Here is a 12,091-nt window from a genome sequence, read left to right on the forward strand (position 1 = left end):
CTTTTTGAGGCCCTGAGTGCAAGTGTCATTCAGGGCTTTCGTGTTAATATGGGCCGGTAACCAGCAAGTCCGGGATGTGGTAGGTGTTTTTTGGCTCCCTCTACGGATTGTATTTGGTGTTTGAGCTGGAGGGTTCCTGTCCGTATGCTGCTGTCGCCGGTGACAATACCTCATCCCCTGTTGCCGGCCAGGACTGCCTCAATCACCTTGAGCTGGTTTGAACGCGTAATGCCATCGATATTTTAGGAATAATAATGACCTGGATAATGTATCTGGTGCTCGGTGCCTGCGCCGGGACCATGGCGGGACTGTTTGGCGTGGGCGGGGGCCTGATCATCGTGCCCGTGCTGATCTTCAGTTTTAAATTGCAGGCCATCGGCGGTGATGTCATGGCCCATATGGCGGTCGGTACCTCGCTGGCGACCATTATCTTCACTTCCATCAGTTCGATTCATGCCCACCATAGCCGCAAGGCCATCGACTGGCCCCTGGTGGTGCTGATGTCGGGCGGCATCGCCGTGGGCGCCTGGCTGGGCGGGTTCACCGCCGACAAGATTTCAGGCCCCCACCTGCAGATGATTATCGGTATTTTCGCCTGGCTGGTGGCGGCGCAGATGCTGCTTAACCTGGTACCCAAAGGCCGTGCCCAGCTGCCCGGTAAGCCGGCCCAGGTAATGATAGGCGGGGTGATCGGCTGGGCATCGGGCATTTTCGGCATCGGTGGCGGTTCGCTGACGGTGCCCTTTCTTACCTGGAGCTCGGTGCCCATGCAGCGGGCGGTGGCGGCCTCGGCGGCCTGCGGCCTGCCCATCGCGCTGGTGGGCACCATCAGCTATCTGGTGCATGGCTGGGGGCATGCGGATCTGCCGGACGAGGCCTGGGGCTATATCTATTTGCCTGCGCTGATCGGGATAGTGCTGACCAGCATCCCCTTTGCCCGCTTTGGCGCCCTGTTGGCCCATAAACTGTCGGCCAAGGTGCTCAAGCGCAGTTTTGCCTGCTTGCTGATCGCCATTGGCGCGAAATTTCTGCTGTTTCCCGGCTAACGGCCAATAAACCAGCACTCAAACGCCGCTCCATTGCAATTGATGCTCAGTTTGCTAGACTGGCGGCGCTTCGATGGTGACCCCGTTGGTCCTCTCGCATCGATACCTCGTCGACCTGGTCAGGCCCGGAAGGGAGCAGCCAAGGCGAGCGACTCGAGTGCCGGGATGTGGCTGGCGGGCGTCACCTCCAATTTCGTAATTTGTCGCTTTTAGCATAAGTTGACAAATCTTTACTATAAGCTGACAAAATTTGCACCATAAGGTGACATAGCCTACTTTTGTTGTAGTATTACAACAAATGACGGTGCTGCCTATGTATAGGCGTCGGTTGAAACACTCCCCGGTAAAAAATATCTTCCGCTTTGCCAGCGCCAAGATGAGCGCTGTAGTGACGGTTGAATCCTCTCTTGAGTTCGATACTTGCTTCCACCTTGAGTATTCCCGTGACATAGCTTCGTTCGAGGCACAACCTGAAGGTTTCTACTACACCTTTGAAGGTAAATTGTTGCCTTACACGCCGGATTTTAAGGTCCAACATCGGCAGCAAGGTACACAGTTCATTGAAATTAAACCCCATGAAAAGACGCTGAACCAATACTTCAGGACGCGCTTTCAGGCCAAACAACTGGCAGCTCAAGATAAAGGACTCACATTAATACTTGTCACTGATCGCCAGGTGTGTGTCTACCCCATACTCGGTAACCTCAAACTTCTTCATAGATATTCAGGTTTTCAATCCACGACCTCTTTGCATCTGCAGTTGCTTGAAGCCGTAGAGAGGTACGGTGTGACTACCCTACTCAATCTGGTTCGTTCTACTGGTATTCGGCAGGGAGAAGTGCTTAGTTCGATTTTGTCATTGATCGCTTCAGGTAAGCTGGACTCAAATTTGGTCGATCAGGATTTTGGACTTGATTCTGAAGTCTGGAGTGTGCAATGACTACCAATAGCTCTGGCAGAGGTTTTTTTACCGATGAATTTGAGTACGCTGATGATGAAGTCATCCAGGAAGCGGATTCATCTCCGGCTGATCCGGTGACGGTACCGAGAGACCTTGCCAGTTACCCTGAAGAGACGAGAAATGAGGTACAACGGCGAATTGGATACATCAACTGGGTGAGAAAGCGTCTGGACGGAGGCTGGACCAAAGCGAAACTTGATCCTTTGATTCAGCAGGCATCTGTAGAGATTGAAGGTTATCCACCCAACTGGCGGACTTTGGTAAGGTGGTGGAAGTTATATTCAAGCTCGGGCTATGAACTTGCTTCGTTAATCCCCAAGCATGGGGGAAAGGGAAACCGCAAGAGCAAAGCTGATGCCAATGCCGAAGTGTTTCTTGACAGAGCAATTGAACGCTATCTAGTAAAGGAAAGGCCGTCCATTGCAAAAGTATATCGCTATTATGCGGACTCAATACGCTTGGCTAACCAACATCTTGAAGGAGAACGGATAAAAGCTTTGTCATACTATGGGTTCTATAACCGAGTCAAAGAGTTACCTCCTTATGAAGTCGCAGTGGCTCGCTATGGAAAATTTATTGCGGACCAGAAGTTCAACGCAATAGGCGCTCACATACCACCTGAGCGTATACTGGAAAAAGTTGAAATAGACCATACTGCACTAGATCTCATTTTACTGGATGATAAACTATTGATCCCTTTAGGCAGGCCTTGCCTTACCCTTCTTGTTGATTGTTACAGTCACTGTATTATCGGATTTTATATTGGTTTTGAGGGAGCAAGCTACGACTCGGTGCGAAAAGCACTACTGCACTCCATCAAGCCAAAAACTTATGTCCATGACCGATATCCATGCATTGAGCATGACTGGCCATGTTATGGAAAACCAGAGATTCTCGTGGTTGATAATGGAGCTGAATTCTGGAGTGAAAGTCTTGAACTCGTTTGTTTGGAAATGGGTATCAATATCCAGCCTAACAAGAGGCGAACTCCATGGCACAAACCACTTGTTGAGAGAAATTTTGGCATTGTCAATAATATGTTGCTGGATGATATACCGGGAAAAACCTTCTCTGATATTCTCACGAAAGCAGGGTACAATCCGGAAAAAGATGCCATTATGCGTTTTTCCACTTTTATTGAACATTTTCATCAGTGGGTGATTGATAAGTATCATAACAGTGCAGACAGCCGAAAGCGTTATATTCCGGCGTTGTTATGGAATAAGGGTTTCCAGTCGTTGCCCCCTGCCAAAATTAGTGGAGAGGATTTAAAAAAGCTTGAGGTCATCATTGGCCTGTCTGCATATCGCAAGCTAAGACGTGGTGGTATCCATATCCATTGTCTTCGTTATGATTCTGAAGAGTTGTCCCATTATCGAAAAAATAACTCGCCTAAAGATTCGGTACTGGTGAAAACCAACACGGATGATTTGTCGTCAGTTCATGTCTACCTGAAAGGTATGGATGGGTATCTTCAAGTACCCTGTATTGATCCGGTTGGCTACACAAAAGGGCTTACGTTACAGCAGCATCAAATAAATCTCCGTCTTCATAGAAATTATATCGACGATGCCTTGGATCTGGATAGTCTGGCAAGGGTAGGGAAGTTGATGAATGAGCGAATTGAACGTGAGATAGAAGAGCTGAGTAATTTCAAAAATAAAAGTCGTAGCCAGAAGGGCATGTCTCGGCTGGCTCGGCATCAGCAAGTGGGTAGTGGTGAAAATGGCAGCGTAGTACCTCAGCAAGAACTGTTGCCTCTAAAATCCGAACAGGATACCGACAAACAACTGGAAGACTGGGATGACTATGTGGACGACCTAGATGGCTACTGATCAAACTTTACCACCAGAGAAGGAAGACCTGCTCAGACAGTTTGTCACCTGCTTTGTGGAGTATCCGGTCGTGACGAAAATATATGAGGATTTTGATCGGTTGCGATATAATCACAGGCTCGGTGGAGAGCAGCAGTGCATGCTTTTGACAGGAGACGCTGGCAGTGGAAAATCAATGCTGGTGAAAAATTATCAACAGCACTTTTCAAAAGCTAGTCAGGGGGGGTACTCTCATAACCCATTGCTTTTCAGCCGAATTCCCAGTAGGCCTACGCTTAGTGCAACAATTTTGCAGTTAATCAGAGATTTAGGTCAAGACAGCGCTGCTCGTGTTCAGAGAAGAAGCTCCGATATTTATCTAACCGATGTTCTTGTTCAAAGCCTTATAAAATACGGAATAGAACTTATTGTTATAGATGAGTTTCAAGAACTAGTAGAGTATAAAACTGACCGAAAGCGGACTGAAATCGCTAATCGACTTAAATTGGTAAGCGAAAAAGCCCGAATATCTATCGTACTCGTTGGTATGCCTTGGGCAAAAAAAATCACAGAAGAACCACAATGGGCTTCTCGTCTGATGATCCGACGGCAAATCCCGTTTTTCAAAATCTCCGAAGAGCGGGATAACTTCGTCCGATTTTTGATGGGGTTGGCGAACCGTATGCCGTTGCTGGAAACGCCAAGGCTGCAGGAAAAGCATACAGTGTTTGCCTTGTTTTCTGTTTGCAAGGGATGTCTCAGAATCCTGAAATATTTCCTCAATGAAGCACTGAAGCTGGCTTTGCTGGATGATGCACCGACCCTGCAAAAAGAGCATCTTTCACGCACTTTTGTCATGCTCCATCCAGAAAAAACTAATCCTTTCAAGCAAAACATTGATGAATTGTTGGTCTCGGAAGTAAAGGAGTATTCCAGATACGATGAGGGGGCTACACACTCTGAAGATGCGGTTATCCCAACCCAGTTCACTGATCGTCTCCCCATCTCCATGTTGTTAAAAAAGTCACGCTAAACGGAAACCTTGCTAAGAAAACCTTAGTACAATTACACTCAGTGTACTAAGATAATCTTAGCTATCTGTGTCAATCTGGATAGCGTTATGGATTCCCCTTTACCCAGGAGGCTCAAGGCGGCCCGTCTGAGTTGCCAGCTCACCCAGCGAGAACTGGGGGTTTGTCTCGGCATGGAAGAAAACACGGCGAGTGCGAGGATGAATCAATACGAAAAAGGCAAACATGCACCGGACTACCAGACCATGCAGAGGCTGGCCAAGGTGCTGGGCGTGCCGGTCGCCTACTTCTACTGTGATGATGATCTTCTGGCCAAGTTGCTTTGTGCTATCGCCAAGCAGCCAAAAGAAAAGCAGGAGCAGCTGCTACGGGAACTAGGCGAAGATGAGTAATTTTATTGCCTCGACTTCATCTATCGGTCTTTCTTGTTGAGTTTTCCAACCAGCTTGCCTCTAAACCATTGGCCTTTCCGACCGGGGCTGATAAATTACCTGCCATAAAAGTAATCCCCTGAATTATCAGAATAAAAAAACAGTCACCGGTACATGTGGCTGATTATCAGAGCACAGGGAGGCAGGGTGCAACACCTCGACGTTACATCATCCGTAAACTTCGGCTTTCTGGCCGAGCACGATGAACTCTTTATCCAACTGGCGGCGGCAGCCGAACGCGCTTTTGCCAGCGATCCCAACACTACCCTGATCAAGCTGCGTCAGCTGGGTGAAGCCCTGGCACAGCATCTGGCTGTGCTTTCCGGTATCGAATTTGATACCCAGACCACGCAGGCCGATCTGCTCTACAGGCTTGGCCGAGAGCTGAAGTTCGAGCCTGTCATTCGTGAGCTGTTTCATACCTTGCGCATAGAGGGCAACAAGGCCACCCATCAGTTCAGAACCCAGCACAAGGAAGCGTTGGACGGCCTCAAGATCGCCCGGGCACTGGCTATCTGGTTTCACCAGTCCTTTGGCAAAAATGGCACCAGTTTTAAACCCGGTCCCTTTGTGCCGCCGGCCGATCCCAGCGGGCAGCTCAGACAGCTGCAATCGGAAATAGAGCAGCTCAAAAGTGAGCTGCAGCGGGCCAACGTAGAGCTGGACTCCAGCCAGCAGCTCAATGACCTGGTCGCCAGAGAAAAAGCCGAATACGAAGCCCTGGCACTGGCCATGGATGAAGAATCCCGCGCCAAGGCTCAGGAAGCCCTTGTGCACGAACAGGCTCTGGCTCAGCAGCAGCAAGAATACGAGCAGAAGATCACGGCGTTGCAGCAGCAACTGGCGGAGCAGGGTGAAAAGTCCATTTCATCCCAGCGCCAAAAGATTGCCAAACAAACTCAGGCCGCCAGTCAACATGTTGTGTTGAATGAAGAGCTGACCCGAATTCTGATTGATCAGCAACTGGTGGAAGCCGGCTGGGAAGCCGACACGCAGGAGCTGACCTACAGCAAGGGTGTCCGGCCCGAAAAAGGGGTTAATCGTGCCATTGCCGAGTGGCCAACTCAGGGAGGTCGCGCCGATTATGTGCTGTTTGCCGGCCTGACACCGCTGGCGGTGGTGGAAGCAAAAAAAGAAAACGTGAATGTGGCCGACAAAATTCGTCAGGCCGAACGCTACAGCAGAAACATCGAAATCAGCCCTCCGCTTGTCGGAGCCTGGGAGCTGGCTGGCCACACAGTAGCCTGGCCGGATGAGGCTGAAGGTCACTACAAGGTGCCTTTCCTGTATTCCTGCAATGGCCGCCCTTATGTGCCCCAGCTGGCGGAGCAATCCGGCACCTGGTTTCGTGATGCGCGGGATCCCAGCAACCTTCGCCGTGCCTTGCCCGGTTTCCATACGCCAAAGGGCTTGCTGGACTTGCTGGGTCGCAGTAAGGAGCTTGCCGAACAGCGGCTACAACAGGAGCCTTTTGGCTATTTAAAACTGCGTGACTATCAGCAGGCTGCCATCACGGCCACCGAGAGCTCGTTGGCCCGTGGCGTGCGCAACGCCTTGCTGGCGATGGCCACCGGCACCGGTAAAACTCGTACCATCATTGGTCTGATGTATCGCTTTCTCAAGGCCGAACGGTTCAGGCGCATTCTGTTTCTGGTGGACCGTACCGCCCTCGGGCAGCAGGCGATTGATGCCTTTAACGAAGCCCCGCTGGAGCAGAACCACACCCTGTCTACCATCTACAACCTGGCAGAGCTGGGTGATATGGCGGCCGAAGCGGAAACCCGTATTCAGGTGGCCACGGTCCAGGCCATGGTTAAGCGCATTTTCATGAGTGATAACCCGCCACCGGTCGATCAGTTTGACTGCATCATTGTAGACGAGGCGCACCGGGGTTATACCCTGGATCAGGAAATGACCGAAGGCGAACTGGCCATACGGGATACCAGCCAGTATCTCTCCAGCTATCGCCGGGTGCTGGACTATTTTGATGCGGTCAAGGTAGGCCTTACCGCAACACCGGCCAAACACACCAGCGAGATTTTCGGAAAGCCGGTTTACACCTATTCCTATCGTGAAGCGGTGGCAGATGACTGGCTGATCGACCACGAGCCGCCCATCCGTTACGAAACCCTGCTCACCAAACACGGTATCCAGTTTGAAAAGGGGAGCAAGGTGGAAGCCATCAATACCCAGACCGGTGCCATTGAAACCGCCGAGCTGGAGGATGAGCTGCAATTTGAAGTGGATGCGTTTAACCGCAAGGTGATCAATGAACACTTCAACCGGGTGATCTGCGAGCAGCTGGTGCAGGAGCTGGATCCCTTTGGCGAAGAAAAAACCATGATCTTCTGCGCCACCGATCTGCACGCCGACATGGTCAAGCGCCTGCTGGATGATGCCTTCAAGGCGCTCTACAACGGTGACTACAACCAGGCTGCGGTAGCCAAAATCACCGGCAAGAGCGAAAAGGTTGAGCAACTGATCCGGCAATTCAAAAACGAGCGCTATCCCAACATTGCCATCACCGTGGATCTGCTCACCACCGGTATTGATGTGCCTCGCATCTGCAACCTGGTGTTTATGCGCCGGGTTCGCTCGCGCATTTTGTATGAGCAGATGATAGGCCGGGCCACCCGCCGTTGTGACGACATCGGCAAAACCGTTTTCCGTATTTACGATCCGGTCGATATCTATGCCGTCCTGCAAGACGTCAACACCATGAAGCCTCTGGTGAAAGACCCCAACATCACCCTGGAGCAACTGATGGGCGAGCTGACCGATGCCGAACATCTTGAGCAGGCCCTGAACAGCCCAGGTGAGCAGAATGGTGAAAGCCATGCCGATGTGGTGCTCAGCCAGCTCAGCCAGAAACTGATGCGGGTGCTGCGCAAGGCCGACAACAAGGCCGAGCACAGGCCGGAGATAAGGCAAAAGCTGGGCGAGCTGGAGCAGTTGTGGGGAGTTGAGCCCAAGTCCCTGCACCAGCATCTGCACCAGCTTGGCCCCCGGCAGGCTGCCGAGTTTCTGCACCAGCATGCCGGGCTGCTCAACCAGCTCGCGGAGATCAAAACCCTGCTTGGCAGCGAGAATATGCCGGTCATTTCGGAGCATGAAGACGAGTTGATAAGCCGGGAGCAAACCTACGGCGTGCATGAAAAACCGGCGGATTATCTGGACAGCTTCAACCGGTTTGTCAGGGAGCAGCTCAACCAGTCGGCAGCCTTGGCGGTGGTGGTCAACAAACCCCGGGATTTAACCCGCGAGCAGCTTAAAGAAGTGAAGCTTTTGCTGGATAATGCCGGCTACTCGGAAGCCAGGCTGCAAAGCGCCGTGCGTAACCAGAGCAACAAGGACATTGCCGCCAGCATCATTGGCCACATTCGTCGTGCCGCCCTGGGCGAAGCCCTGGTGCCGTTCGAGCAACGGGTGGCGGCGGCCATGGACCGGATTTATACCAGCCATACCTGGAATCCAAACCAGCGAAGATGGCTGCAACGGCTGGCCAAGCAGCTCAATCACGAGGTGATTATCGACCACGACACCATCAACCAGATGCCGGCCTTTGAAGGAGGAGCCAGGCAACTGGACAAGGTGCTCGACGATCAGCTGGATACCGTGCTGAACGAGCTTTCCGACGCGCTCTGGCTGGCACTGAACGCCGGATAATGCCCCAACAACCCAAAATATCAGGATAACGAATGACCAATAACGATATCGTCCAGAAACTGTGGAACCTGTGTGACGTGCTCCGTGATGACGGCATCAGCTACTCCGACTATGTCACCGAGCTGGTACTGTTGCTGTTTATCAAAATGGTGCATGAGAACACCGAGTCCGGCACTCTGAAGGAGCACCCGCTGCCGGAAGGTTGCCGCTGGACGGATCTGAATGGCAAATCGGGCATTAATCTGCTTAACGACTACAAGCGTATTCTGCTCAGCCTCTCTACCGGCAAGGACGGTGACGGCAACCTGGTGCATGGTGATCCACTGATCAGCGCCATTTATGCCGATGCCCAGACCCGGCTGAGCGAGCCCCGCCATCTGGAACAAATGATCAAGAACCTGGACCAAATCGACTGGTTCAGCGCTCAGAAAGACGGCCTGGGTGATCTCTATGAAGGCTTGCTGGAGAAAAACGCCGGTGAAACCAAGTCCGGCGCGGGCCAGTATTTCACGCCCCGCACGCTGATCAACGCCATGGTCCGCTGCATCAAGCCCCGGCCCGGCGAAGTGATTCAGGATCCGGCAGCCGGAACCGCAGGCTTTTTGATTGCCGCCGATCAGTACATCAAGGAGCAGACCGACGATCTGTTCGACCTGACCGCCGCCGAGCAGCGTTTTCACAAGAACAAAGCCTTTGTGGGCATCGAGCTGGTATCAGGCACTCGCCGCCTGGCCCTGATGAACTGCCTGCTGCACGGCATGGAAGGGGACGGCGAAGGCGTGGTGCACCTGGGCAATGCCCTGGGGCAGGCGGGCAGCGCACTGGCAAAGGCCGATGTGATCCTGGCCAACCCGCCTTTTGGTACCGCCAAGGGCGGTGATGCCAGCATTACCCGGGACGATCTCACCTATAAAACCAGCAACAAGCAGCTGGCTTTCTTGCAGCATATTTACCGCAACCTCAAGCCCGGTGGCCGGGCCGCCGTGGTGCTGCCCGACAACGTCTTGTTCGAGGCCGGGGTCGGCACAGAGGTGCGCCGGGATCTGATGGACAAGTGCAACCTGCACACCATACTGCGCCTGCCCACCGGTATTTTTTATGCTCAGGGGGTCAAGACCAATGTGCTGTTCTTTACCAAGGGCAGCTCCCTCGACAAGTACCAGAGCGAATCCTGTACCGACAACGTCTGGGTGTATGATCTGCGTACCAATATGCCGAGCTTCGGCAAGCGCAGCCCCTTTGGCGAGCAGCACCTCAAATCCTTCGAAGCGGTATACGGCGACAAGCCCGACGGCACCAGCCCGCGTACCGAAGGTGAATGGAGCTTTGGCGCGGAAGACATCGACCTGGTACCGGAGGCCAGAGAAGCCGATGAAAACCAGAACGTGGACGAGCACCTGGCCCACAGCCGCTGGCGTTGCTTCAGCCGCGACTGGATACGGGAGCACAAGGGCGACTCCCTCGATATCAGCTGGTTGAAGGATAAGGACAGCGTGGATGCCGCCAGCCTGCCGGAGCCCAATGTGCTGGCAGGCGAGGCCATGAGCGAGCTGGTACAGGCTCTGGGCGAGCTGGATGCGCTGATGCGCGAGCTGGGTGCCGGTGATGAGGCGGATGCACAGCGGGTACTGCTGAAAGAGATGCTGGGTGAGGGGGAGTAATGGCTAACTTAAATATACCCGAGCCATGGCAAGCAACGGTACTTGAAAACGTCCTGTTACAAGTCGTTGGCGGTGGCACTCCCAGTAAATCACGAGTTGACTACTACAAGGGACATATTCCTTGGATGAGTGTCAAAGATATGAACAAAAATGTTCTTTATGACACTGCGGATCATATAACTCAGGAAGCGGTAGAAAACAGTAGCACAAATATTATACCGGCTGGTACGCCTATTATTGCGACACGTATGAGCTTAGGGAAGATTGTTATAGCAAGTTTTGACTCAGCTATTAACCAAGACCTTAAAGCTCTATTTTTACCTCCTGATATCTCAAAGGGTTACCTAATTTATTGGTATCGTTCTATCGCTAGAAATATTGAACAGTTGGGTACAGGGACAACTGTAAAAGGGATTAGGCTAGAAGTCTTAAAGGGACTTGATTTCCCATTAGCACCATTGTCAGAACAAAAAGTCATCGTCGAGACCCTCGACACCCTGCTGGCTCAGGTGGAGAGCATTCAAACCCGTCTGGAGCGGGTACCGCACATCCTCAAGCGCTTTCGCCAGTCTGTGCTGGCGGCGGCCGTGAGCGGCAAGCTGACGGAAGAGTGGCGCAGGGAAAACCCTTGTGATTCAAAAGAACAATTAAAGTCGATAAAAGAACTTTATCCGTGCAAGCCTCCAAAAAGTGATCTGGCCAAATTCCATGAGCTACCTGAATCATGGAGTTGGGCTTTTGTTCGGGAAGTTGGCTCTGTACAACTTGGAAGGCAGAGGGCGCCAAAATATCACTCTGGCTCTAATATGCGCCCGTACCTGAGAGTTGCAAACGTAATGGAAGGATACATTGATACCTCTGATGTTATGGAAATGGATTTTGATACCCAAGATTTTGATAGGTATCGACTTCGTGATGGTGATATTTTGCTCAATGAAGGGCAGAGTCATGAGCTTGTTGGCCGACCGGCTATATTCCGAAACGAGTTAGAAAACGTCTGTTTTACCAATACATTGGTCAGGTTCCGGCCACACGGTTCTATTTCGAGCGAATTCTCTTATATGCTGTTTTTGAGCTACCTAAAAACAGGAAGGTTTCAGGAAATTGCATCAAGGACTGTCAATATTTCTCACTTAGGAGCAGGGCGGTTTGCAGATATGGAGTTTCCGTTTCCTCCATTCGAAGAACAAACCGAAATCGTCCGTCGAGTCGAACAGTTGTTTGCTTATGCGGATACCATAGAGCAGCAGGTCAATCAGGCTCTGGCCCGGGTCAATAATCTGACCCAGTCCATTCTGGCCAGGGCCTTCAGTGGCGAGCTGACCCGGGCGTGGCGTGAGGCCAACCCGGAACTGGTCAGTGGCGATAACAGCGCCGAGGCATTACTGGCCCGCATTCAGGCCGAGCGGGCAACCCAGAAGAAAACCAGCACCAAAAAAAGCCGCACGGCGGCAACACAATAACTTAATAAACAGCACAGG

General features: G+C 52.0%; 8 protein-coding genes and 1 other RNA gene. All 9 read left to right on the forward strand.

Annotation, left to right across the window (positions count from 1 at the left end; all coding sequences use genetic code 11):
* Positions 1-254: 254 nt before the first annotated feature.
* Positions 255-1,046, forward strand: coding sequence for a sulfite exporter TauE/SafE family protein (locus ABD806_RS02285; RefSeq protein WP_344954295.1), 792 nt, complete (start codon positions 255-257; stop codon positions 1,044-1,046).
* A gap of 83 nt (positions 1,047-1,129) precedes the next feature.
* Positions 1,130-1,226, forward strand: an RNA gene (gene ffs / locus ABD806_RS02290) — signal recognition particle sRNA small type.
* Between the two features lie 133 nt (positions 1,227-1,359).
* Positions 1,360-1,986, forward strand: coding sequence for a TnsA endonuclease N-terminal domain-containing protein (locus ABD806_RS02295; RefSeq protein ID WP_344954297.1), 627 nt, complete (start codon positions 1,360-1,362; stop codon positions 1,984-1,986).
* The gene (locus ABD806_RS02300) at positions 1,983-3,842 is read left to right on the forward strand and encodes a Mu transposase C-terminal domain-containing protein (protein ID WP_344954299.1); all 1,860 of its coding nucleotides are present in this window, start codon (positions 1,983-1,985) and stop codon (positions 3,840-3,842) included. Before ABD806_RS02295 ends, ABD806_RS02300 begins: the two co-directional genes overlap by 4 nt.
* Positions 3,832-4,854: a TniB family NTP-binding protein gene (locus ABD806_RS02305; protein WP_344954301.1), complete on the forward strand. Its 1,023-nt coding sequence runs from the start codon at positions 3,832-3,834 to the stop codon at positions 4,852-4,854. Before ABD806_RS02300 ends, ABD806_RS02305 begins: the two co-directional genes overlap by 11 nt.
* 87 nt (positions 4,855-4,941) lie before the next feature.
* Positions 4,942-5,244, forward strand: coding sequence for a helix-turn-helix transcriptional regulator (locus ABD806_RS02310; protein WP_344954303.1), 303 nt, complete (start codon positions 4,942-4,944; stop codon positions 5,242-5,244).
* A gap of 186 nt (positions 5,245-5,430) precedes the next feature.
* Positions 5,431-8,949, forward strand: a complete 3,519-nt coding sequence (gene hsdR, locus ABD806_RS02315; RefSeq protein ID WP_344954305.1) for a type I restriction-modification system endonuclease — start codon at positions 5,431-5,433, stop codon at positions 8,947-8,949.
* A 32-nt stretch (positions 8,950-8,981) separates the two neighbouring features.
* Positions 8,982-10,610, forward strand: coding sequence for a class I SAM-dependent DNA methyltransferase (locus ABD806_RS02320; protein WP_344954307.1), 1,629 nt, complete (start codon positions 8,982-8,984; stop codon positions 10,608-10,610).
* The gene (locus tag ABD806_RS02325; RefSeq protein WP_344954309.1) at positions 10,610-12,073 is read left to right on the forward strand and encodes a restriction endonuclease subunit S; all 1,464 of its coding nucleotides are present in this window, start codon (positions 10,610-10,612) and stop codon (positions 12,071-12,073) included. The genes ABD806_RS02320 and ABD806_RS02325 overlap by 1 nt, the downstream gene beginning before the upstream one ends.
* Positions 12,074-12,091 lie beyond the last annotated feature (18 nt).

The organism is Zobellella aerophila (assembly GCF_039539325.1).
Lineage (GTDB): Bacteria > Pseudomonadota > Gammaproteobacteria > Enterobacterales > Aeromonadaceae > Oceanimonas > Oceanimonas aerophila.

Bases quoted from the DNA above. Each gene is read 5' to 3' on its own strand.
- ABD806_RS02285 (WP_344954295.1), top strand. From the start codon at position 255: ATGACCTGGATAATGTATCTGGTGCTCGGTGCCTGCGCCGGGACCATG.
- ABD806_RS02295 (WP_344954297.1), top strand. From the start codon at position 1,360: ATGTATAGGCGTCGGTTGAAACACTCCCCGGTAAAAAATATCTTCCGC.
- ABD806_RS02300 (WP_344954299.1), top strand. From the start codon at position 1,983: ATGACTACCAATAGCTCTGGCAGAGGTTTTTTTACCGATGAATTTGAG.
- ABD806_RS02305 (WP_344954301.1), top strand. From the start codon at position 3,832: ATGGCTACTGATCAAACTTTACCACCAGAGAAGGAAGACCTGCTCAGA.
- ABD806_RS02310 (WP_344954303.1), top strand. From the start codon at position 4,942: ATGGATTCCCCTTTACCCAGGAGGCTCAAGGCGGCCCGTCTGAGTTGC.
- ABD806_RS02320 (WP_344954307.1), top strand. From the start codon at position 8,982: ATGACCAATAACGATATCGTCCAGAAACTGTGGAACCTGTGTGACGTG.
- ABD806_RS02325 (WP_344954309.1), top strand. From the start codon at position 10,610: ATGGCTAACTTAAATATACCCGAGCCATGGCAAGCAACGGTACTTGAA.